This is a genomic window from Lactobacillus sp. ESL0701, assembly GCF_029433445.1.
Taxonomy (GTDB): Bacteria; Bacillota; Bacilli; order Lactobacillales; family Lactobacillaceae; genus Lactobacillus.
Genome location: NZ_JAQTIC010000006.1, coordinates 165,633 through 189,161, shown reverse-complemented (window position 1 = coordinate 189,161; position 23,529 = coordinate 165,633). Strand labels below are relative to the sequence as shown.

Annotated in this window: 22 protein-coding genes, 2 tRNA genes, 1 pseudogene and 1 riboswitch; of the genes and pseudogenes, 11 read left to right on the top strand and 14 right to left on the bottom strand. The window is 37.6% G+C overall.

Annotation, left to right across the window (positions count from 1 at the left end; translation table 11 throughout):
- Positions 1-85: 85 nt before the first annotated feature.
- From PT281_RS06310 to PT281_RS06270, 9 genes and pseudogenes are all read right to left on the bottom strand, one after another.
- Positions 86-949 carry a lysophospholipid acyltransferase family protein gene (locus tag PT281_RS06310; protein WP_277153007.1) on the bottom strand — a complete coding sequence of 288 codons (864 nt, stop codon included), beginning with the start codon at positions 947-949 and terminating at the stop codon, positions 86-88.
- Positions 946-1,893 carry a glycosyltransferase family 8 protein gene (locus tag PT281_RS06305; protein ID WP_277153005.1) on the bottom strand — a complete coding sequence of 316 codons (948 nt, stop codon included), beginning with the start codon at positions 1,891-1,893 and terminating at the stop codon, positions 946-948. Before PT281_RS06305 ends, PT281_RS06310 begins: the two co-directional genes overlap by 4 nt.
- 19 nt (positions 1,894-1,912) lie before the next feature.
- The gene (locus tag PT281_RS06300) at positions 1,913-2,752 is read right to left on the bottom strand and encodes a glycosyltransferase (protein WP_277153003.1); all 840 of its coding nucleotides are present in this window, start codon (positions 2,750-2,752) and stop codon (positions 1,913-1,915) included.
- Positions 2,753-2,764: 12 nt separating this feature from the next.
- Positions 2,765-3,526, bottom strand: a pseudogene (locus PT281_RS06295) (1-acyl-sn-glycerol-3-phosphate acyltransferase); the annotation flags it as partial.
- Positions 3,527-3,673: 147 nt separating this feature from the next.
- Positions 3,674-4,750 carry a DUF4097 family beta strand repeat-containing protein gene (locus tag PT281_RS06290; RefSeq protein WP_277153001.1) on the bottom strand — a complete coding sequence of 359 codons (1,077 nt, stop codon included), beginning with the start codon at positions 4,748-4,750 and terminating at the stop codon, positions 3,674-3,676.
- Between the two features lie 236 nt (positions 4,751-4,986).
- Positions 4,987-6,129: a matrixin family metalloprotease gene (locus PT281_RS06285; protein WP_277153000.1), complete on the bottom strand. Its 1,143-nt coding sequence runs from the start codon at positions 6,127-6,129 to the stop codon at positions 4,987-4,989.
- Positions 6,130-6,592: 463 nt separating this feature from the next.
- Positions 6,593-7,165: a hypothetical protein gene (locus PT281_RS06280; RefSeq protein ID WP_277152998.1), complete on the bottom strand. Its 573-nt coding sequence runs from the start codon at positions 7,163-7,165 to the stop codon at positions 6,593-6,595.
- A gap of 345 nt (positions 7,166-7,510) precedes the next feature.
- Positions 7,511-7,583 (bottom strand) — tRNA-Lys (locus tag PT281_RS06275).
- A 148-nt stretch (positions 7,584-7,731) separates the two neighbouring features.
- Positions 7,732-7,804: transfer RNA gene (locus PT281_RS06270), tRNA-Lys, on the bottom strand.
- A gap of 138 nt (positions 7,805-7,942) precedes the next feature.
- Here PT281_RS06270 and yycF point away from each other — a divergent pair.
- The 8 genes from yycF (at position 7,943) to PT281_RS06230 (ending at position 16,646) form a co-directional block, all read left to right on the top strand.
- Complete coding sequence (gene yycF, locus PT281_RS06265) at positions 7,943-8,659, top strand: response regulator YycF (protein ID WP_277130980.1); 717 nt, start codon at positions 7,943-7,945, stop codon at positions 8,657-8,659.
- A gap of 66 nt (positions 8,660-8,725) precedes the next feature.
- Positions 8,726-10,582, top strand: coding sequence for a cell wall metabolism sensor histidine kinase WalK (walK, locus tag PT281_RS06260; RefSeq protein ID WP_277152996.1), 1,857 nt, complete (start codon positions 8,726-8,728; stop codon positions 10,580-10,582).
- A complete protein-coding gene (locus PT281_RS06255) occupies positions 10,563-11,897 on the top strand; it encodes a hypothetical protein (RefSeq protein ID WP_277152995.1) in 1,335 nt (444 codons plus the stop codon). The genes walK and PT281_RS06255 overlap by 20 nt, the downstream gene beginning before the upstream one ends.
- 1 nt (position 11,898) lies before the next feature.
- On the top strand, positions 11,899-12,723 hold the full coding sequence (locus tag PT281_RS06250) for a two-component system regulatory protein YycI (RefSeq protein WP_277152993.1): 825 nt from the start codon (positions 11,899-11,901) through the stop codon (positions 12,721-12,723).
- Positions 12,724-12,737: 14 nt separating this feature from the next.
- A complete protein-coding gene (locus PT281_RS06245; protein WP_277152991.1) occupies positions 12,738-13,535 on the top strand; it encodes an MBL fold metallo-hydrolase in 798 nt (265 codons plus the stop codon).
- Positions 13,536-13,602: 67 nt separating this feature from the next.
- Positions 13,603-14,817, top strand: a complete 1,215-nt coding sequence (locus PT281_RS06240) for a trypsin-like peptidase domain-containing protein (protein ID WP_277152989.1) — start codon at positions 13,603-13,605, stop codon at positions 14,815-14,817.
- Positions 14,818-15,299: 482 nt separating this feature from the next.
- Complete coding sequence (gene rlmH, locus PT281_RS06235) at positions 15,300-15,779, top strand: 23S rRNA (pseudouridine(1915)-N(3))-methyltransferase RlmH (RefSeq protein ID WP_277130970.1); 480 nt, start codon at positions 15,300-15,302, stop codon at positions 15,777-15,779.
- A gap of 15 nt (positions 15,780-15,794) precedes the next feature.
- Positions 15,795-16,646: an ROK family protein gene (locus PT281_RS06230; protein WP_277152988.1), complete on the top strand. Its 852-nt coding sequence runs from the start codon at positions 15,795-15,797 to the stop codon at positions 16,644-16,646.
- Positions 16,647-16,683: 37 nt separating this feature from the next.
- Here the strand turns inward: PT281_RS06230 and PT281_RS06225 are convergent, their stop codons facing one another.
- Together PT281_RS06225 and PT281_RS06220 are read right to left on the bottom strand one after the other, a co-directional pair.
- A complete protein-coding gene (locus tag PT281_RS06225; protein ID WP_277152986.1) occupies positions 16,684-17,337 on the bottom strand; it encodes an energy-coupling factor transporter transmembrane component T in 654 nt (217 codons plus the stop codon).
- A 9-nt stretch (positions 17,338-17,346) separates the two neighbouring features.
- Positions 17,347-18,705 carry an ABC transporter ATP-binding protein gene (locus tag PT281_RS06220; protein ID WP_277153023.1) on the bottom strand — a complete coding sequence of 453 codons (1,359 nt, stop codon included), beginning with the start codon at positions 18,703-18,705 and terminating at the stop codon, positions 17,347-17,349.
- A gap of 44 nt (positions 18,706-18,749) precedes the next feature.
- Positions 18,750-18,839: riboswitch (TPP riboswitch) on the bottom strand.
- 123 nt (positions 18,840-18,962) lie between these two features.
- Between PT281_RS06220 and PT281_RS06215 the strand changes: the two genes are divergently transcribed.
- Positions 18,963-19,898 (top strand): AraC family transcriptional regulator, encoded by a 936-nt coding sequence (locus PT281_RS06215; RefSeq protein ID WP_277152984.1) that lies wholly within the window; start codon positions 18,963-18,965, stop codon positions 19,896-19,898.
- Between the two features lie 45 nt (positions 19,899-19,943).
- Here PT281_RS06215 and htpX read toward each other — a convergent pair whose 3' ends face one another.
- The 3 genes from htpX to PT281_RS06200 all read right to left on the bottom strand — a co-directional run bounded on the left by htpX (position 19,944) and on the right by PT281_RS06200 (position 22,624).
- Entirely contained in the window at positions 19,944-20,840 is an 897-nt protein-coding gene (gene htpX, locus PT281_RS06210) for a zinc metalloprotease HtpX (RefSeq protein WP_277152982.1), read from the bottom strand.
- A gap of 16 nt (positions 20,841-20,856) precedes the next feature.
- Entirely contained in the window at positions 20,857-21,417 is a 561-nt protein-coding gene (locus tag PT281_RS06205; protein ID WP_277152980.1) for a LemA family protein, read from the bottom strand.
- 106 nt (positions 21,418-21,523) lie between these two features.
- On the bottom strand, positions 21,524-22,624 hold the full coding sequence (locus PT281_RS06200) for an SLC13 family permease (protein WP_277152978.1): 1,101 nt from the start codon (positions 22,622-22,624) through the stop codon (positions 21,524-21,526).
- Between the two features lie 184 nt (positions 22,625-22,808).
- Here PT281_RS06200 and PT281_RS06195 point away from each other — a divergent pair, with 184 nt between their 5' ends.
- Together PT281_RS06195 and PT281_RS06190 are read left to right on the top strand one after the other, a co-directional pair.
- On the top strand, positions 22,809-23,213 hold the full coding sequence (locus tag PT281_RS06195) for an iron-sulfur cluster biosynthesis family protein (protein ID WP_277152976.1): 405 nt from the start codon (positions 22,809-22,811) through the stop codon (positions 23,211-23,213).
- Between the two features lie 82 nt (positions 23,214-23,295).
- A complete protein-coding gene (locus tag PT281_RS06190; protein WP_277130954.1) occupies positions 23,296-23,436 on the top strand; it encodes a hypothetical protein in 141 nt (46 codons plus the stop codon).
- Positions 23,437-23,529: the final 93 nt, after the last annotated feature.

The following is a 23,529-nucleotide window of genomic DNA, read 5'->3' as shown; positions in this document are numbered from 1 at the left end:
TCAATAATTATACCTTACTTTTTGTAACTGCTATTATAATAATCCACCAAAATAAATAAGTCTATTTATATGCTTGCATATTCTTTCATTTACTGCGCCAGCCAGCTATATCCCACGGGGTAAAAGTGTAATCCAGTTTACGTTGATAAGCGTTTTCGTAAGCGGCGACTTTTTGTTGATAATCCTGCTTTAACATGCGTTTGGAGTCAGTATTGGCGTTAATGCTTGTATCAGGATAAATTGGCGGCAACACATGGACAATGTACTTGGTTTGCTCAAAATGTGGGTGGTCTTTTTCTAATTTGGGTAGAGTTTGAATCTCAATAAAGGTTGAAATAATGGGCACATTTTGTTTAGCAGCGAAGTAGTAGGCACCACGTTGTAAATTCCGCGGTTTACGGTAATTCCACCACATTTCTTGTTCAGGATAAATTAATACCCAATCATCTTGTGCTAATGCATTATGCAGATGCTTAGGGAAGTCATCACTGATGTAACTGGTACTTTGAACCAATGGAATAGTTCCTACATAATTCATCAAGTAGCTTAGAATTCCAGGTAATTTTAAGTTGGTATCCTCAATAGCAATTGTTAAGTGATGGTGAGTTTTGTTAGCCAGTCGCTTAATGGGCAGTGAGTCAATCTGATTAAAGTGGTTGGTTGTAATAATCGCTCCACCAAGAGGTAAGTCACTTAAGTTATCAAGTCCCGTAAATGTGGTAGAACCCGTTAAAACACGTGCTATGGCTTTAAAAAAGGTATGACCAATTTTATTATTTAGTTTGCCTTTTAAGGTTTGTTGTTCTTGCCAAAACGCGTTGACTAAATCTTTTCGTTCTTGCAATGACAAAACAGGATCGCCAACTTCAACTTTAGCATTCAAGTCACCAGTTTCAGTTGCCTGTTTAATATTTGCAATTACACGTTCGCGATCGTCTCCGATAATCATAAAGTAACCGGTCCTTGTTTCTTAACTTGGGCCCAGTTTTGTGGGTCCTTAATAGTTTTATCTTCTTTAGAGAGCATAAAGTTCAGTTTATTGCGGTCTTGTTCACGCTCTTTGTCAGTGTAATTATCAAGACCAGCTTTAAGTTCGGCATAAAACTTGGTTTCTTTGGCATTGTCCCAGAAGTATTGCGCATATTGAACATCAGCAAAATGCCACGGCTTAAAGAATAAGTTATAGTGAATGATTCCTGGTTGCGCAATTGCTTCTGTGTTCTCATTAGGCATTGCATCCCACTTAGGATCAAGATAAAAGATCCGCCCTTCGCAAATTTCGTTAAGGTAATCTTGGTCGGTTGCAATACAGTCAAAATGATACTTAGTTAACAAGTCAGTAAAGTGCGCCACAAAGTGTTCATCGCGGAATGCCTGGCAGTTAAGAACTAAGACGCCGGAATTGATGTATTTCTTTGGGTCAAGTGCCAAAACTTCCTTAATATAGGTAATCATCTTGGGAACATATTGGATTGATGAATCCATACAAGCGCCGAATAAGTTGTTACCTAATTCTGTTTCATATAAATTGGCAATATCTTCGTTGATAATCGTATCCGCATCAATATAAATTGCTTTATCATATTGTGGAAATAGGTCGGGGATATACAGCCGGTAAAAGATTGACATGGTGAAGAAGTCGGCTTTGAGATAATTCTCTGGGCGATCTTCAATTGCTTCAACAACTTGTTCATCAATTGTATAAAACTTGATGTGAATGTTGTCGCTGCCAAAGGCTGCTAAATCTTTTTTGTGTTCATCAGTTAAATCTTGATTTAAAAAATAAACGGTGTAATCGTTAGCCGAGTTAGCATGTTTGACTAGTGAGTTAAGCGAAACCGCCGCGTATTTTGTGTAGTCATCGCTGATTGAATAAAAAACTGGAATTGTCATAAATTTCTCTCCAATAAAATTAATTTTGTTCTAGGTTGCCCTTTAATTCTAGGTAACGGTTCAAAATGTCATCGTATTCATGTAGTTTCAAGACCTGATGGACACGTTCAACATCCCAGGGCTTAACTGTTTGTGTATGAAACAGTGGTAAAAAGCGAAAACTAGTGGTGAAATGCTGGATGACTGTGTCAGGTTTTAATTTGTATTGCTCATTATAACGCCGCGGCGCAATTTTTTTGTGTTGGGCGAAATGATTAAGAGCAGATTGGTCAGGCATAAAAACATTTTTCGTCTGTAATAAGTGACGTATGCGGGCAAAGAGCCGTGTCTGCTTGACTTTAGGCATATTTAGCAGTAAAACTCCGGAATTAACATAGTCAAATAGGGCGTGTTCGTGCAAATTATGGAAGAAAAACCGCCCCCAATAATCTAACACCCCGATAAATTCGGTATCGGTCAGGTCTTGCTCATAGAAGTGCTTAAGGCTGCGGCGCACGATGACGTCGGCGTCGAGGTATAAAATTCTATCCGGTAATTGCGGAATTTCATCGGCAAATAGCCGCAGCATGGCGTAAGGCGTAAAGTGTGTCCCCATATTGGCCAGCGGTGGTTCTTTAGCAAATAGTCCCGTACAGTCAATTAATTTTAAAGTGTTCTGAGGATTTTGCTTAATTAAGAGCGAGCTGAGATAATCTGCGGCATGCTTGGAAAAAGGCTGAAACTTCTTTTTATAATTTTGCGTGTACATCGTTAAAATATAAATATGTAACTCTTTAGCGCCCGCATTTTTTAATAATGATAATGTGGCAATTAAAATTCCATCTTCGGCATGATGGTCACCACAAAAAAGTATATTCATTGAGGCAACTCCTTAATTTATTTTTTGATAGGTACAATATTCATAATTACTAAATTTTGCCCGTTCTTGCATTGCCGTTATAATTTGGGCGTGCAATTTTTGCTGGGCGTGTTTATTATCCAGATTAGGATCTGGATAAAAGGGTCCATCAAGATAAACGATAATCTGCGGTCGTTTGCCTGAATGCGGCTGCTGGTAAGTTGTCGTCATCGCATAGCTAGGTGTGTTTAGCTTGATAGGGAAATGCATGCTGGTCGCTGAAAAGGGCCGAATTTGTGTGTAGTAGGGCCAAACATGCGCTTCTGGATAGATAACGATCGTTTTTTGCTCGGCGATTAGTGTAGTAATTGCTTTGATTAATTTACTTGATTGTTTGAGGTTATGCCCCACAGGCAAGCCGAAATAAGGTAAAACAAGCTTACCTAAGATGGGGATGCCCCAGTTAGCTTGAGAAGCAACTGCATAGTAGTTGCTTGCTGGAATAACTGCTAAAGGCATCACAACATCGCCAACAGCTTGGGTATGATTAGCGTAAATGAATTGTCCCTGATTTTGGGTAGCAATCAGTTTTTCTTTACCGACTAGCTGAACTTTAAGTATTAATTTTAAATAAATAAAACTAATAAGATTTGCTAAGGGGCGGATAGCTCGGGACCATAATTTGCCGCTAGGAGTTGTCGGTAAGATGGCATAGTCATCAGATAACTGATAATCTTGTTCACTACTAGCAACGACATCATCAGTTAAGCTATGATAATAATATTTTCGTTTAACAGTAAAACCCTTCTTTCAAGAATGCTATTATGTAATTTTATCATGAATTTCATAATATGAAAAAGATTGTAAGGAAGTTAGCATTGGATTATTAATTATTTTAAGCAAGCAAAAGACAGTATCTGCACTAGGTACTGTCTTTTGTTTTTAGTAAATAATAATATCTCCATCGGTTGAAGCCATTCGTAAAGTGTCATTTGAGCCAATTGTATTCGATAACTTGTTGCCGACGCTGGATTTGTGGTAAATAATCGTGCCATGTTTTGAAGATAGGTGATAATTCATGTCATGAGCTAGTTGCTTTAACAATAAGTCGCCAGCAGTTGAACTAACAATATTATTGTTAGTTAATTGACTGCGCTTAATTTTAACGTCACCATTTTTGGAATTGAGTTTTAAAGTTAAATTGCACTGGGTAAAGTCAGCATTACCGTTTAAGGTTTGCATGATAAATTGCTTGCAAGCACTACGCTTGATGGTAATGTTGCCGTTGTATGAGCGTAATGACGTCATGGGAATTTTAACCTGGATCATTTTGACATTGCCATTTTTAGAATTAAGGATTAAATCTTGAGTGAGAATAACGTTGTTGAATAAAGTATTGCCAGTATCCTGCTGGAGGGTAATTGACTGTAATTTAATGTTTTGCAAGATGATGTTGCCGTTGGTGCTATGACCACTAATTGTTGTAAGTGGGCAATTGCTGGAGACAATAATTTCAATGTGACTAGTTGCCGTGCGCCAATTGATAACAATGCCTTTGCCTTTTTGTGGTGGTTGCTCGCTAATCAGTAGTGTTTGCTTGTCAGTTTTAACTTTAATTGGTCGACTATTATAATCCGTAATTAAAATTTTAGATTCGTTACCCGAATGAATATATATATCTGCATTACGCAAAGTTAATTTAATCTGGGTAAATTTGTCAGGAATAATTGTTCGTGTACGCGAGGGATTCTTTTCCACGTGAAACCCGCGTACATAATTGTCACTGGCGGATTTTGGTAGTGCCGAATGAGCAGCTGAAATTTCTTGATAATCATCACACACTTCACAGGCTAATTCGGCTGGTTTACCAAGCTCTTTTTCGATTTCTTCTTTTGCTTGAAAATCACCGGTTATTAAAAAGTCTCGGTAAAATGCCAAAGTGACTTGTTGCTGTTCAGGAGATAAATTCGTTAATTTACGTGTTAAATTTTTAATATAATCATCAATTATTTGCGTCATGATTATTCTTCCACATATCAAACCAATATTAAATTACAACTATTTCTGCATTTATTATAGTCTTTTAGTTTAGTAAATGATGGCTTGAGAGATTACAATTTAAATTTTACAGTATCTTTAATGAAGTTATGTTATTTAATTAAAGATGATGCGATTAGAAGTATTAATTATTGTAAGGTGATTGTGATTATTAGTGAAAAAAGCGATCCATCATTAATGGATCGCGAGTAATTGTTTTAACTAATGCTTTGATATTTATTGCCAACATCTAATTTCGGCAGTTTTATCATTTTACTAGTTTTTTTACCACGTTCGTGTTGAGTCAATCTCAAATCGTCATAATTATTGTTTTCATTAATATCTAAAGTGATATTGTCTTCAGGAATATCACTTATTGTCGAGAATATGGGTTTATTGTGTTCCCAAATTTTAATGATATTTCCAGGTTTAGTTAGAATATCTAATTCAACAGAATTTTTATTTCTTTTAGCATTGAGTACAGTTGGTTTATCAGTGGCATATTTTGCTGCTGAGATTGTTTTAATTAAATGCTTACCGCTATATATCGTAAAGTCCTTATATCCTTTAAATGATAAAATTATTTTGAATTTAGCGCCGTTTTTCTTCACTTTATAATTTTTAATAGTCTGCTTATTGTATTTGATATTTAAATTGGAAATATCATAAGTATTACCACTAATAGCTAATCGATGAGTTTTTCCAGAATAATTCATATGAAAATGAGTGATTCTTGGATTTAATTTAATAGGTAAATCAATGGATACAATATTATTATTACTAATTGAATCTCCTAGATTTGCTGTGGATTTAGAATATGCTTTTTTCATTCCTCGAATATCAGGCTTTTCAATAGAATAAATTCTATTAGCTGGATTCATTACAGATTTACTATTTTTTGAATTATGCTTTAATCCTAATGCATGCCCTAATTCATGTTCGGCTACATTAATTTTTTGTTGAGTTGTATAGTTATATTTTTTTAATGAAGTTTTGTTGAGTTCTACTTTGTTGCTGACAATTAAGTGGTTACTTGTATTATATTGCATATGGTCTATACCAGTAAGACCTATTAAGCTTTTATCTTGTTTTTGAGTGAGTGCTAATAAGTGTGTTTTTGATGAGTTAGCTTTTGTCCATTTAAAACCAGCTTTTGTCCAAGCGTTTGTTGCTTTTTTCCATATAGACTTGTAGTACTTAGATTGCTTGTTTATTACATAGGTTGAATGTTGTTCGGGAAATCTCCAACCATAAGGTGTCGTTGCTTTTGTTTTAGCTGATACATCACTTGGAACAGCTTCTAAAAACACAAGTAAGGTTAATGATAAAATAGTGTAAAATTTTATTTTTTTATTCTTCATGTTATCCTCCTAATATAGCATTATATAACTATATATTATTATAAATTTATTTAAATATATTGCAAATTAATTATTTTTATTTTTTGATAAAAATTATGTATGATGGTGATAACTGAATAAAAGAGTTATGATTATTTAGCAATCAGAACAAAGAAAAAGAGCTCGCTAATGCGGAGCTTCAAAATTATATACAAATAAAAATCAATTAATATCTAGCATTTTATTAGTGCATATAAATTAAATATTACGAAGAAATATAAATATTTTTACATAATGTATTAATAACAAAATAACTGGTAAAATTTGATAGATAGACCAATATGCTAAATTGACATAAGCAATAATTATAATTGTAGGACACTTTAATATTGTATAGTATAAATCAACCAAACCTATGCCAACTATAAGAGATAATATTTCTATAAATTTTAAAGTCTTTTGCTTTGCTTCTTTTGACGTACTTTTATTTTTGCTTTAAATATTGTTCATACAAAAAATTTTCTTTGTTTAAAATGTCTAATGTTAAAATATCGTCAATTAATATAGGCGATTTGTCCAGTTCATCAGTTATTCCAAAATCTGTATAATATTCTTGCTCATCTAATAATAATTCTTTTTGATTGATATTGATGAGCTTCCCAGTATGAACATAATTATCAGTAGTAGTGGTAAGTGTAATAATTGATTTTTGTTCACAACAATAATTTAATATGCTGTTTATATTACTTTTGGGAATATTTTTATAAATTTTTTCAAGATGTAAGTAATCAAAATTATTCTGATTATTCTGATAGTTAATAAAGAAATCAAAAGTTGATGTGTAGTTGTTATTCTGTATGATTTTTGCAATATTATCTTTTTTGTATAAAACATAGCTATCCAAACAACCATATTCATCTATTGATTTAAAAATATAGTATTGGTTTAAATCATCAATCAAATATCCTAATAGAAAGTCGTTGTCTTCTATATCTTGGTAGACACTTATTAAAATGCTTTTATTAAGATATTTATTACAGATTTCAGTATTGTTCATAATTTATAAAAATTCCTTGTTATTTACGGCGCTTATTGCGTGGCTTCCAACCATGTTTATTTTTCTTTTTTTCAGACTTATTTCTTCTGTGTGGTGAAAATATTTGGATACATTCATTATATAGCCATGATCCTGAATCTGGTAGCGTGGTTACATTTCAGATGCCTAATTATGATTTTATTGGGCGACATGGTAAAGTTGTTAGGCATGTGGAAGCATATTAGATAATTAATGCCATAATTCAATTGCTGCTAAAAACAAAACAAGTTCCTCAAATTAGTATCTGAGGAACTTGTTTTTGGTATAAAAAAAGCACCGCCTACTTGCAGTGCTATTTCTATCAGATGGGTGGCCAGGGGTTCGAACCCTGGACCCACGGATTAAGAGTCCGTTGCTCTGCCAGCTGAGCTAGCCACCCAAATATATTTCTGTTGACAATTAAATATATTAGCAATTATTTTTGATTTTGACAAGAGTTTTACGCAAAAAAATTTAAAAATGTATAAAGTTGACTTTAACTAATAAAAAACAGCGGTCAAATTAATGATCGCTGTTTTTAAGTTTAATGGGTGGCCAGGGGTTCGAACCCTGGACCCACGGATTAAGAGTCCGTTGCTCTGCCAGCTGAGCTAGCCACCCAAGTTGTGATTACACATAACCAACAGAACCTATTATGCTATTATTTTTTATGAATTGCAAGTTTTTTTATTAAATTTCGGTGACTTTTTTGGCTAATAGGGTAAAAACCAGTATAATAAAAGCAAAGGAGGACTTTCGATGCCAAAGAAGATTCTGGTTGTCGATGACGAAAAACCGATTTCCGATATAATCAAGTTTAACTTAACTAAGGAAGGATTCGATGTCGACACCGCTTATGATGGCGAAGAAGCCGTCAAGAAAGTTGATGAATACAATCCAGATTTAATGATTTTGGATCTGATGCTGCCAAAGAAGGATGGCTTGGAAGTTGCGCGTGAGGTTAGACAGACGCACGACATGCCAATTATCATGGTCACAGCCAAGGATACCGAAATCGACAAGGTTTTGGGCCTAGAAATGGGTGCCGATGATTATGTCACTAAGCCTTTTTCTAATCGGGAGCTAGTCGCTCGGGTTAAGGCTAATTTGCGCCGCCGTGATATTGTTAAAAAGGTTGAGAGTGCCAATCAAGACACGGCAACTAAAAATATCACGATTGGCAACTTAGTAATTATGCCAGATGCTTACATTGTTGAAAAAGATGGTAAAAAGATTGAATTAACCCACCGTGAATTTGAGTTGCTTTATTATTTAGCTCAACACATGGGTCAAGTAATGACAAGAGAGCATTTATTACAGACCGTCTGGGGTTATGATTATTTCGGCGACGTCCGCACTGTTGATGTGACGGTTCACCGGTTGCGCGAGAAGATCGAGGATAACCCAGTACAAGCCCAAATTTTATTGACGCGCCGCGGTGTCGGCTATTACGTCAAACAACAAAATGAAGAATAAACCAAAACAAGCCTGTCGGACTATTTTTTAGTGCGCGGCTTTTTTACTATCTAATTAATAAAAATAATGAAGAAAATCAAAAGCAAATTTAAACATCTATTTATTTCGATTAATACCACGCTCGCAATTGTCTTTATGGCGATGATTATTGCCATGATTGAAGTGATCGGGGCGTACTTTACCAGACAATTGGAACAAAGCAGCATTGAGAGCTTCCAGTCGTCCATCCAAGTCCCGCCGATTGTCACCAACCAATTGTCACTACAATTGCTACGTGATAATAAACGCTCAAGTACCAGTTTGAACCGGATTGTTAATGATTATAGCAATGGTACTAACACGATTAGTGAGATTATCGTGGTTGATAATAAGGATATTATTCGCGCGGTATCGAACTTGAACGATAAAAGTCGAATTGGTCAGCGGGTTAACAACCTGCTGGTTAAGCAGGTTACGTCAACGGGTCGCCAGGAAACCAAAGTAATCAATGATAATGACAATTATATGGTACAGGTCACGCCGCTGAATGCGGGTAATGGGTCGGCCAATACTGTCGGCGCTATTTATGTGCGGGCATCAATGCAAGGCGTTTTTAACAATTTGCGTAATATTTCCTTTATGTTTTTGGTGACGTCATTAATCGCGGCTTTAATGGGGGCAGTGTTGTCTTTAGTCGTGTCACACGCGATTACCAAGCCAATTGAAGAAATGCAGGGGCAGGCCTTAAATATTGCCGATGGCGATTATTCCAGTCAGGTAAAGATATATTCTAATGACGAATTGGGGCAGTTGGGTCAAGCATTTAATACCTTGTCGGTGCGCATTGAGCGTTCTCAAGAAGAGTCCGAAAGTGAGCAGCGGCGGCTGGACAGTGTTTTGTCGCACATGAGTGATGGGGTTTTGGCGACTGATCGGCACGGCAACGTCAGCGTTGTTAACCAGATGGCGCTCAACTTTTTAAATACAACCAAAGAAGCAATTATTAATAAGCCAATTGCCACGGTCTTAGGGCTAACAGAGACCTCACAGGATTTAATTTCTAATCAAAAAGGAATTGTCATTACCCTTAATCAGGGAACACGTGATGAAGTGATTTTGCATGCCAGTTTCTCCTTGATTAAGAGAGTGACGGGCTTTGTATCCGGGAGTGTTTGTGTTTTGCACGATATTACCGAGCAGCAGAAGAATGAGAACTCACAAAAGCAGTTCGTATCTAACGTGTCGCATGAATTGCGTACACCCCTGACGAGTCTGCATGCCTATATTGAAACCTTAAATGAGGGCGCGTGGAAGGATCCCGACGTGGCACCGCAATTTTTGCAGGTGACACAGGAAGAAACGGAACGCATGATTCGCATGATTAATGAGCTGCTTAGCCTGTCGCGCATGGATCGGGGCGTGTCGAAGGTTGACTTTGAGTGGGTTAACTTTAATGATTTTGTGGCCCATATTTTGGATAGGTTCGACATGATTGTTAAGACTGATACTAAAGAAGGCAAGAAGAAGTATACGATCAAGCGTAAGTTGGGGACGCAGGCATTGTGGGTCGAGATTGATACCGACAAGATGGCGCAGGTAATCGACAACATTATGAATAATGCGATTAAATATTCGCCAGATGGTGGGACAATTACGGTTAAGTTGAAGCGGGAACAGAATCGCTTGCTCTTGAGTATCACTGACCAAGGGCTCGGGATTCCACGCGAAGACCTCAGTAAAATTTTTGATCGCTTTTATCGAGTTGACAAGGCACGTTCTCGGGCTCAAGGCGGCACAGGCTTGGGCTTAGCAATTGCCAAAGAAATTGTGGTTGCCCATCATGGTCAAATTTGGGCCAGCAGTAGCGAAGGAAATGGTTCCACCTTCTATATTGCCTTACCGTATGAGCCAATGAGTGAGGAGGATGATTGGGATGAAATTTAAGTTTAAGTTTGGCGATTTCTTCTTAATGTTGGGGACATTACTCGTTTTTGGCTTGTCGATTGTATTGTGGATTTTTGTTATGACAAACGATCAGTATTTTAGTCATATTAATCAGACCAGCAACGTGACCCAGCAGGCGCGCAATCGCCTCAATAACTCAGTATATGACTTGTATATTCCCACTAGTTCTTACGGTTTTAAAAATGGGCAGCTATACCGGCTTTATGATGCGAAAAAGAACTTGCCGCTTGAGTTTACTAAGGAATTGAAGGGAATTAAGTTTAAGAATTTAAATGTTGCCAGCACCAGTCGTTCTGAATACGAGCATATGCTCAACAATCCTGATTATATCCAGCTGACTTTTCCGGACGAGGTGAGTATAAAACTTTTTACTAAACAAGGATCATCTGCAAGCGGGCAAAAGTTCCGGCGCGTGTTTATTTCTAATAGTAACAACCGAATTTACTTGGGCAATGACCAGACAATGACCGTGTACCAAATTGATTTGGCACGCGCTAATTTTGCTAAACTGCGTAATTATGCCAGTCACGCGCGCAGTAAGACGCCGATTAAGCTCGTGCGGCTGAAGAATGATTATGAGGTTTTTTACACCAAGGGCGAGAGTTGGCGAATATACAGCTATCTGACTAATAGTCAGACAGATTCATACTTTGTTTCGCGCTTGCTCGGGACGACTAACGTGACGGCTCGTTCAAGTAAAAAGGGCTGGGTTACTTATTCACTTAATTATTACACTAAATTGCGGATTCCCAAGAGTGGAGCTAAGAAGCATGATTTTCTGTATACTAAGTATGAGAAGAACAAAAATTTAGCGATGCATGAGCAGCTGCTGGATAGTGTTGATTATGTACATAAGGTGGGGCTAAGTGAACAGGATTTGCGCTTCTTTGATACGAATGGCATGGCAATTAGTTATACCAATTATATTGAAGGTCTGCCAGTTTTTACCGAACAGCACACGCCGCAGATTAAGACGACCTTTACACCAGAGTCAATGCAGGTAGCCTTTAATAATATTGACTTACAAATTCCGATTCCATTTGACGGGCAGACACGCAATTTGCCTGCTACTGATACGGTATTGCAAGAATTAGTTAATAAGGGTCTAAAAAAAGACCAAATTCAACGGATTATCGTTGGTTTTAGGATGGTTAAGGATAACAGTCATGACCATCTAGCTAATTTAATCCCGACTTATTATGTTAAGGCTTATAATCGCTGGCAGAGTTTGGATGAATGGCAAAAGCAAGACCTGTCGGTTTTAAATAAGACCAATAAGGAAGGAGCACAATAAGATGGACCGCAAACGAATTGAATGGCTATTTTTTATTGTTTTCTTATTGATTGACCTTTATTTGGGAGTTGAAATTTGGCGTTCACCGATTAATTTAAGTAATAATGACAATACCCAGTCGACTAGTATTCGTGCTGAGATGCGGGCTGATGGCATTGATTTGCCAGCGCATATTTCACATAAGCAGCAGTCAGGTTACTACCTTGCTGCCAAGAAGCGTAATTATTTATCTGGCAAAATTGCTAGTTTAACTGAAGTTAATACCCATTTTTCTAAAAGTGATAATGTTTTGACGGGAACGCCTAAGGTGCTGGTTTCTCTAAGTGGCAGTCATAATCAGATTTTAAAGCAGCTTGATAATTTTAAGAATAATTCGGAGAATGTTCCCTTTGGTGCCAACTTTAAGTATGAACCCAGAATGTCGAGCGCTAATGCTTACTGTTATGTTCAGAGTACGGATTACGGGCAAGTTTATGATAATAATGCGCAATTAACAATTAATGTCCGAAATAATGCCATCGTTAATTACACGATTTCTTATATGGGACCAATTAACGCAGTTCGTGAACCGCAGCTGATTATTAGCGCGTGGCACGCGATTAAGGCAATGTATACTGACCGTGAGATTGTTAATAATTCTCGCGTTATTCAGATTAAGTTGGGTTATTCCAAGTTGACAGAAGTTCGCGGCAGCACGATTTTATTACCAACATGGTTAATCTGGGTTGAAAATAAGACAACCAAAAATATTACAGTTAAACGAGTTAATGCTTTTACTGCTCAAATTTTGCAGGCAGGTAATTCTTATAGCGTGCAAAAGAATTAGAAAGGAAAAGTTAGGTGCGGGTTTCGATTTTAGCTAGTGGTTCAACGGGCAATACCAGTCTGATTGAAACAGGACAACATAAAATTCTGATGGATGCTGGCTTGTCAGGTATCAAAATTAAGCGGCTGCTTAGTCAGGTTGGTGTTGACATTGCAGATATTGACATGGCCTTCTTAAGTCATGACCACTCCGACCATAGTAAAGGGTTGGGAGTGTTGATGCGCCGCTATCCTCAGATTGCGGCTTTTAGTAATAGTGGCACATGGCAATATTTATGTGAAACAAATAAAATTGGTAAGCTGCCGGTTGAGCAGATGAATACGATTGAGCCGGGGCAAACAAAAACGTTTGGTGATTTAGATGTTACTGCATTTGCGACTAGTCATGACGCGGCCGAGCCGCAGTATTATGTTTTTACTAGTGGCGGTAAGCGAATGGCCTTTTTGACAGATACCGGATATGTGTCACGGAAAGTTGAAAGCGTGATTGCTGATGCGGATGCCTACTTAATGGAATTTAATTATGACAATATGATGTTGCGTAATGGTCCGTATTCTTGGGGACTGAAGCAGCGGATTTTGTCAGATGAGGGTCACTTGTCTAATGAAGAAGCTGGGCAAGCACTGCTGGATGTGGTGACGCCGCGAACGAAGCACATTTTTTTAGCGCACCGCAGCCAGCATAATAATACGGCCAAGCTAGCATATGATACTGCTAGACAAATTTTGGTTGCAGGGGATGCTAATCTGCCTAGTGATGTCCAAATTCAGTTGACTAACCCAGCACAGCCAACGAACTTAGTACAAATTTAATATTTTTGCCGATAATTTTTCAAAAATTATTAGTATATTAAGCGATATATGTAAAGGAGATAATGATATGGATAATCAAAATTCTAATCATGGTAAAAATAAGATTCTTGTTAAGACCGCTGTTGTTGGTGTTGTTGCAGGGCTTATCGGGGGTGGAGCTTCCTATTTTGCTATCGATCAGATTAATAATGCTAATTTGAACAATAATCAGGCACAAACAACAATTAGTTCCAATAGTGCCAAAACTTCTAAAAATAGTGCCAAAAATAGCGGAGCAATGACTCCGGCATATAACGATGTCAAGGGTGCTGTTGTGTCCGTAATTAATATGAAGCGACAGTCAAATAATAACAGTAATTCATTGTTTGATATTTTTGGCGATAATGATGACAGCAGCAGTAAAAAAGGTAAGCTGCAAACTTATAGTGAAGGCTCTGGTGTTATCTATATGAAGTCGGGAAACAAGGGCTATATTGTAACTAATAACCACGTGGTTTCCGGCAGCGACAAGGTACAAGTCATGTTATCAAACGGTAAGACGGTTAATGCACGGATTGTGGGAACAGATGCAACTACTGACTTAGCAGTTTTAGCAATTGATTCTAGTTATGTTACGCAAACGGCCGAATTTGGCGATTCTAAGACTTTACAGCCAGGCCAAGCAGTAATTGCGGTTGGGTCCCCACTTGGTAGTGAATACGCGTCAACAGTCACTGAAGGAATTATTTCAGCTCCTGCTAGAAGTATCACGACCTCGTCGGCTAACCAGCAAACAGTTATTCAGACAGATGCCGCGATTAATCCGGGTAACTCGGGAGGTGCCCTGGTCAATTCTGCTGGTCAAGTTATCGGGATTAACTCAATGAAGCTGGCGCAATCAAGTGACGGGACATCAGTTGAGGGCATGGGGTTTGCCATTCCATCGAATGAAGTTGTGACGATCGTTAACCAATTGGTAAAGAAAGGTAAAATTACCAGACCACAGCTTGGGGTTAAGGTTATTGCCTTGCAGGGGATTCCAGCTAGTTATAAGAAACATTTGAATATTAAATCTAGCTTGAATAGCGGCATATACATTGCTTCAGTGACTAAGAATGGTTCAGCAGCCATTGCCGGCATCAAGACTGGGGATGTCATCGTAAAAGTTGATGGTAAAAAAGTGACAGATGTTGCTTCGTTACACAGTATTTTGTATGATCATAAAGTCGGAGATACCGTCAATTTGACCGTTGACCGTAATGGCAAAACACTCGATTTACGGGCTAAGTTACAAGCTGATTAAGAGAAATAAGTTGAACAGGCAAAGGGCTATACTGAGCGGTTTAAGTCGTCAGTATAGCTTTTTTGTTAATATTAATTATGGGAAACATTTTTTTATTCGGTAATGGGGACTGTCAAGCAAAATTTTAACCGGTAATTCTTGTTGATAACTGTGGAAAACTTTGTGGATTGTGCATAAAAGATGTGAGAATGCTTTTAAATGGCTGTGGATAATCTGTGAATTGTGTTTAAATATTAGTGAAAATAAATTTGCACAAACAATTGTTCAAGCTGATATAACAGTATTTCTAAGCAATAAGTTTGTGAACTTACGCTGTGAAAAGTATGTGTGTGGGTAAAATTCATTAAAAGACAGAAAAAAATTTGCTAACCACAAATTAGCTGAAAATAAAAGAACTAGACCACAAAATATAGATTTTGCTTTTACACAAGTGTGGAAAAGCTAAGTGGAAAGATTGGGAGTTAGGGGATAAACTAGTAATTATGAATATTAAAATTATTTGTGTGGGAAAACTAAAAGAAAAATACTTTAAGGATGCAATTGCTGAATACCAAAAGCGGCTAAGTCGGTTTGCCAAGGTACAATTAGTTCAGGTAGCTGATGAAAAGGCACCGGAAAAGTTCAGTCAAGCTGAACAGGAACAAGTAAAGGAAATTGAAGGGCAACGGATTTTAAGTAAAATTAAGGATAAAGAATATGTCTATGTGACGGCAATTAAAGGCAAGGAGCGAACCAGCGAAGAATTTGCCGGTGAATTAGCGAATTTAGCTACCTATGGTCATTCTGACATTACTTTTGTAATTGGGGGTAGTTTGGGAACAAGCCCGGCTGTTAATCGCCGGGCAGATGACCTGCTTAGCTTTGGTAAGTTGACCATGCCGCATCAATTGATGCGAGTTGTTCTAATTGAGCAAATTTATCGCGGCTTTATGATTAATAGTGGTAGTCCGTATCACAAGTAGATAGGAGATTTGAAGATGAAGTTAGCTGTTTTTGATATTGGCGGGACTACGGTTAAGACAGGGATTTATGAAGATAAGCACATTATTAAGCAGGAAAGTTTTAAGACGCCTAAAACTTTTGCGGCTTTGAAAGAAAAAATGCATGAACTAATTGACCATGAGCATTTTACGGGGATTGCAATTAGTGCGCCAGGTGATGTTAATATTAAAACGGGCGTAATTGAGGGCAGAAGTATGGTGCCGTATTTGCATCAGCGACCAATTTTTGCGGAATTGACAGCAGAATTTGGTTTACCCGTAGCAATTGAAAATGATGCTAATTGTGCGGGTATTTGCGAAACTAAGATGGGTAATGGCCGTAAGTTCAATAATGTTGCGTTCATCGTTATCGGAAGTGGAGTTGGCGGTGCGATTTTTATTAATCATGAGTTGTACCGTGGTGCACATCTAGTCGGCGGAGAGTTTGGCTTTATGAGAGGCGGTACTGAGCGGATATTAAGCATGGATGCAACCTTGGTTAAGGCGGCACATGATTATTCTGAACAAACTAAAACAGAAGTTGAGGGGAAAGAATTGTTTACTTTGGCCGAGCAAGGTGATGAATTAGCCAAGACTTTACTTGAACGTTTTTATGATTTTTTAGCAAGTAGTATGTATGATTTACAAGTTTCCTTTGACTTTGATGCCTTTATTTTGGGTGGCGGTGTGTCTGCGCGCTCAGAAATTAGTAGCGAAGTTGCTAAGAGACTCAAGAATAAGTTAATGGATTTTGATATGGAACGAATTATGCCGGAAGTAATGACGTGTCAGTATCATAATTCTGCTAATCTTTATGGTGCAGCTTTGAATTTTTTGGCACAAAGTTAAGTTAATAAAAATGCAGCCGTAATTTCGGCTGCATTTTTTATTTTAATGTGAATAAGGCCAGATTAAGTAGAATAAGGATAATGGCGCTCCAGAGCCAGTCTGATGCTTTAACTGGTACAGCAACAATTGTCGACCGGCGTTCGTCTTCTTGATAGCCGTGTGATTCCATGCCTTGTGCCAGATTTTCGGCAGAATTAAGGGCCACTAAAATTGCTTTGAAATATAGTACCGGCGACCAAAAGCTAAGATAAACTCCGCGCATCATGCCAGCTGTCCGAATTTGTTTAACGGCTTGCTTCATGCGGGGAACAATATTAAGCGCGGCTAAAACACCGTAAGCAAATTTGCTTGGCAGGTGGAAATTTTGTTCAAAAGACCGTGCTAGTTCTTCCGCACTGGTGTCGATTGTGACACAGCTAATAGTTAAGATATAAACGTAGATCCGGCTGGATAAGCCAAGAGCGTTAAATAAGTCGGGGGTTGGCGTGAACCATTCAAGTGTCGCAAAAATCGTAAATGCGGCAATAAAGGGCACTATTAGTAGGAGCAGTAAGCTCTTTAACTTAATTTTTTTGACTAATAAATAGATAATTGCCAAGATAATAATCGCAAAATTAGTTGTTAGGCTAATTTTCAGCGATATTTCAAGCGAAATAATTAAGGCTAAAATAAATTTAAAACTAGGATTCATAAAGTTACCTCACTTAGTCACGTAATGCAGCTGCTTGTCGGCAAAGACCAGATGATAGTCGCACCAATCGGCTAGCCCATTAAGCTCATGGCTGATAATTAACAAAGTCTGACCGCGTTGTTCTTGGCTTTGTTTGAGCAGGTGCATAATTTTTTGACTAGATAGGTGATCTAAGCCGCTTAATGGCTCATCAATGAGTAATACATCTTGATCTGCAATTAACATTAGTAGAATTTGCAGCTTTTTTTGTTGGCCACCAGAAAGAGAATACACTACTTGGTCCAAGTGCTGGTCGAGGTCAAGGTCAGTTAAAACTTCCTTGATTTTTGGGTCAGTAAAAAAGGAATTAGTTCGCTGTTTTTTACTTAAATTAATTTCATCTTGAACGGTAACACTTAAGAATTGGTCGGTCGCATTTTGAAAAATCTGAGCAACGTGCAGTAAATATTTGCGCGTCTTTTGTTGGCGGATTTCACGGTTATGATAAGTTAAACTACCGTTATAAGGCAGCATCTTGGTTAGTGCGTTGAAGAGTGAAGTTTTGCCGACACCATTAGCGCCAGTAATTAGCGTGGTCTTGCCCGCAATAATGTTAAGCTCGTCTTGGTCTAATAAGAGCCTATTTTGCGTTAGCCGCGTTTTAGTTAGGGTAAAACAAGCAGCCTCATTTTGCGGCAATGCAAATGAATAATTATTTTTGCGAGTACTTGTTTGGAGTAAGTGCTTTTTGGCTGCGGGATCTAGCTGCTTAACGTTATGGTCTTTAAACTCAAAAAGACAGTCGCAGACAGTTTGATATCCGTCTAAAACATGGTCGCTCAAAATAATGGTCTTCCCCTGATCGCGCAAGTGCGCCAATTTGCTAATCAAAAATTGCCGCGCCTGTGGATCACAGCTGGCAAAGGGTTCGTCTAGCAAGAATAAGTCGATATCCATTGCTATCAGAACGGCCAGTGCCACTCGCTGCTGTTCACCACCTGACATTGTATTAATTTTTTGATCCAATAAATTTTCAATTTGAGCAAATTCGACGCCAGCAGATAGGTGCTTTTGGTAATTTTCACGTTTAACTTGTAAGTTCTCAAGCGCGAAAATAATTTCTTCACGTGGTGTTGCCATAGTGAACTGTTCGCCAGCATTTTGAAACATGATAGCCGATTTTAATCCAGCAAGGTTAAGTTCACCACTGAGTTTACCAGCATATTTAGGATATAGTCCGGCAAGTATTTTAAGTAAAGTCGATTTGCCGCAACCAGTAGGTCCAATCAAAAGTGAAAATTTCCCGGTGGGAATATCGAGATTAAGGTTGTTAATAATTTTAATATTTTGTTCGTATGAAAAGGTTAAATTTTTGCTTGTAATCATTATTTTTACCAATTAAAAAAGTCGCTAGGCAAGTGGCACTAACGACGTAAAAATCCATTCATTTTCCCTTCGCTGGCATTGTCCATAGCAGGTTCAACGGGTATTTTCTCAGCCTTGCGGCACCCCAAAGTTATCAAATTGATTGTACACGAAAGTGTTTTCGCTGTCTAGTCTTCTCAATTTTATGAAAATAAAATAGCAGTGAATATGTATTTTGCTATATAATAAAAGTATTAAAATAACAGTAAGAAGGTGAAGTTATGGCAGCAGTTAAATTAGCGCAATATTTAGCCAGTATTTTAAGTTCAACAAATAGTGATACAAATGAATTGCGGTTGAAAGCAGAGGGCAATTTTGACTTGTTTACGGTCTATCTTGAAAATCATAATACCGGTGTGCATCGTTATCAAACGACGAATGCAATGATTTTTTATGAAGCTGGCGGCAAGTCGAATATTAAAATTCATGGTCAAGACTTGGTACTAAACGTAGGAAATATCGTCTTTTTACCAGCTAAAAGTGACTATGAAGTGCAAAAGCAAACAAAAACTGATGTGCTGGTAAAGTTGGATTTAAATTCTAAGTATGATTTACAATATTTCCTGGGAAATATTGTAAATCATGAATCGCGTGAAGAGCAGGCAGTTAAGCAGATAGTTAGCAGTTTACGGACTAATCGGTTGTTATATTTAAAGTCAACCCCGATTTCTAAATCGGCTCAATTAATGAATCGAATAATTGATGAGTATTTAAATCAAAATTTGTTTGCTCAGAGTGTGGCTGCAGCAGAACTAAACTTGTTACTAATTTCAGCAGTTCGCAATCAAAACTTCGGATCAGTATCGGTGGAGAAGCAAGGTTTTGCGAATGTAACACTTGAAAGCTATATTGATACTAATTTTGCCGATATTACTTTAGATACGGCTGCCAAACATTTTGGCTTTAACCCAAATTATTTTTCTAGTTTAGTTAAGCAAAAAACCGGAAAAAGCTTTGTAGAGCATGTAGATGAACGGCGAATGCAGGAAGCGCGTAATTTACTTGCTCGTCCAGATATTTCGGTGAAGGAAATTATTGCCAGGGTAGGTTACAATGGCAAGTCTTTTTTCTATAAAAAGTTTAATGAATATTATCACCAAACACCGGTCCAAATGCGTGCAGAGCTGTTTCGCCAAGCTAATATTAATTTGAAATAACATCAAAAATGACATCTGTTAATTAACAGATGTCATTTTTAGATATTACATTTTTTCTAAACGTTTGATTCGGTCTTCTGTTGGCGGATGGCTATCAAATAGATGAGTAAAACCGTGCTTTTTACGCAATGGGTCTTCGATATACATGCCAGCACTACTAGGGTCGGCTTTCTTCATTGGTTTACTGCCGTCAATTTTTTCTAAAGCAGAAATTAATCCTTGCGGATTACGGGTAAGGTCGACTGATGAAGCATCAGCTAAGTATTCACGATTACGCGATAAGGCCATTTGCGCAAGACTGGCACATAATGGTCCCAGAATAAGTACAAAAACAATAGCAACGATTTTAAAAATAATGACAACGTTGTTATCATCATTTTTGTCACTGCCACGGTCATCATCAAACCACCAAATATAGCGGCTGGCAATTCCAGATAGATATGAAATTACTCCAACTAGAACAGCGGCAACCGTTGATAAGCGAATATCATAGTTGCGAATATGCGAAATTTCATGTCCCAAGACGCCTTCCAGTTCTTCGCGGTTCATCATGTCAAGTAAGCCTTGGGTTACAGCAACGGCGCTGTGGTCAGGATCACGACCGGTCGCAAAAGCGTTTGGACTAGGATCGTTAATGATAAATACGCGTGGCATGGGAACCCGGCCAACCATGGCCATATCTTGGACAATGTGCCATAATTCAGGGTTATCCTGTTCGTGAATCTCCTGAGCATGATTTAAATTCATTACTAGATTTGCGGGATCACGCATGACAAAAAATAGATAAAGAATGCTGATGATTAGCGCAATAATTACACCGCTCCACGGGTTATCACTGAAAATATAACCTAATCCAGCACCAACAAGGGCTAAGATCGCGGCAAATAAGACCATAATGATGCCAGTTTTGCGCTTATTACGAGCAATTTGTTGAAATAACATAGTAGTGACCTAGTATTTAAAATTTAACCTTAGGTGCTTCTTTTTCGGCATCACTGGCTTGTAAGTAGTCAACCTTTTTGAAGCCGTGAATACTGGCGATCATATTTGATGGGAAGGTCAGCAACTTTTGGTCGTAAAGGGCTGCTGATGAATTGTAAAGCTGACGTGAGTAGGCAATCTTGTTCTCGGTATTAGTCAATTCTTCTTGTAATTTCAAGAAATTTTGGTTGGCTTTTAGGTCAGGATAGTTTTCCTGTAAAGCAAAGATTGATTTTAAAGCATCAGAAATTTGGTTCGAAACCTTTAAAGTTTGGGTGCGGTCATCTTTAGGAATACTAGTTAACTGATTGCGCAGCTGCACAACATTTTCTAAGGTTTCCTGTTCATGTTTGGCATAGCCTTTGGTGGTTTCAACTAAGTTAGGAATCAGGTCATTACGCCGCTTTAATTGGACGTCAATTTGGCTCCATGATTCATCGGTGTAAACTTTGGCCTTTTGAAGACCATTGTAAATGGCGATATAGATAGCGATTAATAAGACAATGATAATTAGAATTATCCAAGTTAATGATGGCATAGGTTAAACCTCCTTATATATACTGCTTAATTATAACTGATTATATATTTTTTGGGTAGAAAAAAAGGATGTAACATTACATCCTAATTCAGATAAGTAAAATATGCTAAACAAGCAATAATAGCCAACCGATAATCATTAAGATGAATAAACCGATAAATTGCATGATGGTCCATTTCTTGAAGAATTCGTTTCTAGGGACGGTCGCATTCTGCATAAAGGTTTTGAGAACTAGCATGTTAGCCATTGAGCCGATAGGTGAGCCGAAACCGCCGATATTAGTTCCTAAGAAAAGCGCTTTGGCATATGGAGTAAATTTACCAACAAGGATCGTTGCGGGCACATTACTGATAATTTGGCTGGATAAAATTGATGTAAAGTAGGTTGAGCTTTCTGAATTAATCATTGTATGAATAATCATGACAATGATTGGAATCTGTTGAATATCGCTAATAAAGATAAAGAAACAGGTAAATGTTAGCAGCAAGGCAAAGTCAACTTTAAGCAAAATCCGCGGATTAATCAAAAGCGCAAGAATAATTGCCGCTAGCATCGGCCAGGCAACATTGACAACCTTGAAGACACCCAAAAAGAAAAAGGCGAAGACAATGGTTGTTATTATGGTTGGTCGAATACTGATATTAATTTGCTTTGCTTCTTGAACAGGAATTTGTTTACGCGGAATAAAGTGAAAAATAATAAATGTAATCACCAATGCGCTAAGCAAGTACGGCAATGACCATGAGAAAAAGGTCAGGGCATTAACGGAATATTTGCTAACCAGAAAAATATTGTGTGGGTTACCCCAAGGTGTGAATGCCGCACCGATATTTGCCCCCATTCCAATTAAGGTAACGGGCAAAATTTGCGGTAAATCATATCTTTTAGCAATGTTTAAATAAAGTGGAATTAGCGTAAGCGCTGTTATATCATTACCGAGAAACATCCCAGCGATAATTGCCAAAAGTGTGAACAAAATATTCAGTTTGCGCGTGTTGTCAGCAATACTAGTCAATTTGTATGCGAGCACGTCAAGCACGTGCAGGTACGCGTAGATTTGGATGATAATTAGCATCGCGGCGACTGAAAATATAGTGTGTAAGTTGATATCTCCAAGTCGCGGTCTAGCAAAAAAAAGACTTATAATTGTGACAATAGCAGTAATCTGCAAGATTCTGTCACTAAAGATTTTTTTCAAGACGGTCATAAAATGTCCCCTTTCGCAAGTTACAATCATCTATGGTTATTACTTCTATTTTGAGCTTTTTTTCCGTTGTGTGCAACGATAAATTTTTGACTATGAAAATGTAAATTTACTAAGCAGGAATTTTGCTTTCTTTTATGCACACAAGCTATACTTTAGTAAGTAGAAGAAATAAGGGGGATTTATGATGAGTAATTCTGAAACAATTAAAATGAATATAAAGCCTGAAGCTGCTGCTAGAATTAAAAGTCATGTTAAGCAAGACCAGATTGTATTATTGGCATTAAATGATGGCTCCAACCAATATTCTAAACTTGGCGGTACTTGTACTATTGGGGCTAATTTTCAATTTGTGATTTTGGATCAAAAAGACCCCGACTTTTCAATTGCAATTAACAACAATACTGACTTGAGTTTATTTACTAGTCCTGCAGAAATGCAGTATTTAGATAATAACTTAGTTGTCTCTGAAAAAAATGCCACAATGAGCTTGGCAGATGATAGTGGTGTGATTGATGGCGCGGTTTCAATTAACGAATATCAGCCATCAGCAGTAACTAAAAAGGACCTAGAGGAAGGTAAAACCTGTTAAATTGGTGCCATACCTTGATTCAAGACCCTTAACGTGGTAAACTAAGTAAGATTTTCGAAAATCTGAAAGGAAGTATAGTACTATGCGTAAAGGTGAAAATTACAACACTGGTTGTGAACCAAACCAAAGACCTAAGAACAAGAGAAACGGTAAGAAGCGTGTTGCTCACGTTGCTGCTGTTGTTGCTTTCTTGAACAAGGCCAAAGAAGACGAAAACAAGTAGTCTGATAATAATAAAATAAAAAGGTAGATTGCACTGCGCAACCTACCTTTTTTTCTTACGATAAATTGAGTAAAATTGAAATAATGGTAGTTT

Excerpts from the sequence above, each read along its gene's own strand:
- PT281_RS06310 (WP_277153007.1), bottom strand. The coding sequence starts at position 949 with ATGATTATCGGAGACGATCGCGAACGTGTAATTGCAAATATTAAACAG.
- PT281_RS06305 (WP_277153005.1), bottom strand. The coding sequence starts at position 1,893 with ATGACAATTCCAGTTTTTTATTCAATCAGCGATGACTACACAAAATAC.
- PT281_RS06300 (WP_277153003.1), bottom strand. The coding sequence starts at position 2,752 with ATGAATATACTTTTTTGTGGTGACCATCATGCCGAAGATGGAATTTTA.
- PT281_RS06290 (WP_277153001.1), bottom strand. The coding sequence starts at position 4,750 with ATGACGCAAATAATTGATGATTATATTAAAAATTTAACACGTAAATTA.
- PT281_RS06285 (WP_277153000.1), bottom strand. The coding sequence starts at position 6,129 with ATGAAGAATAAAAAAATAAAATTTTACACTATTTTATCATTAACCTTA.
- PT281_RS06280 (WP_277152998.1), bottom strand. The coding sequence starts at position 7,165 with ATGAACAATACTGAAATCTGTAATAAATATCTTAATAAAAGCATTTTA.
- yycF (WP_277130980.1), top strand. The coding sequence starts at position 7,943 with ATGCCAAAGAAGATTCTGGTTGTCGATGACGAAAAACCGATTTCCGAT.
- walK (WP_277152996.1), top strand. The coding sequence starts at position 8,726 with ATGAAGAAAATCAAAAGCAAATTTAAACATCTATTTATTTCGATTAAT.
- PT281_RS06255 (WP_277152995.1), top strand. The coding sequence starts at position 10,563 with ATGATTGGGATGAAATTTAAGTTTAAGTTTGGCGATTTCTTCTTAATG.
- PT281_RS06250 (WP_277152993.1), top strand. The coding sequence starts at position 11,899 with ATGGACCGCAAACGAATTGAATGGCTATTTTTTATTGTTTTCTTATTG.
- PT281_RS06240 (WP_277152989.1), top strand. The coding sequence starts at position 13,603 with ATGGATAATCAAAATTCTAATCATGGTAAAAATAAGATTCTTGTTAAG.
- rlmH (WP_277130970.1), top strand. The coding sequence starts at position 15,300 with ATGAATATTAAAATTATTTGTGTGGGAAAACTAAAAGAAAAATACTTT.
- PT281_RS06230 (WP_277152988.1), top strand. The coding sequence starts at position 15,795 with ATGAAGTTAGCTGTTTTTGATATTGGCGGGACTACGGTTAAGACAGGG.
- PT281_RS06225 (WP_277152986.1), bottom strand. The coding sequence starts at position 17,337 with ATGAATCCTAGTTTTAAATTTATTTTAGCCTTAATTATTTCGCTTGAA.
- PT281_RS06215 (WP_277152984.1), top strand. The coding sequence starts at position 18,963 with ATGGCAGCAGTTAAATTAGCGCAATATTTAGCCAGTATTTTAAGTTCA.
- htpX (WP_277152982.1), bottom strand. The coding sequence starts at position 20,840 with ATGTTATTTCAACAAATTGCTCGTAATAAGCGCAAAACTGGCATCATT.
- PT281_RS06205 (WP_277152980.1), bottom strand. The coding sequence starts at position 21,417 with ATGCCATCATTAACTTGGATAATTCTAATTATCATTGTCTTATTAATC.
- PT281_RS06200 (WP_277152978.1), bottom strand. The coding sequence starts at position 22,624 with ATGACCGTCTTGAAAAAAATCTTTAGTGACAGAATCTTGCAGATTACT.
- PT281_RS06195 (WP_277152976.1), top strand. The coding sequence starts at position 22,809 with ATGAGTAATTCTGAAACAATTAAAATGAATATAAAGCCTGAAGCTGCT.
- PT281_RS06190 (WP_277130954.1), top strand. The coding sequence starts at position 23,296 with ATGCGTAAAGGTGAAAATTACAACACTGGTTGTGAACCAAACCAAAGA.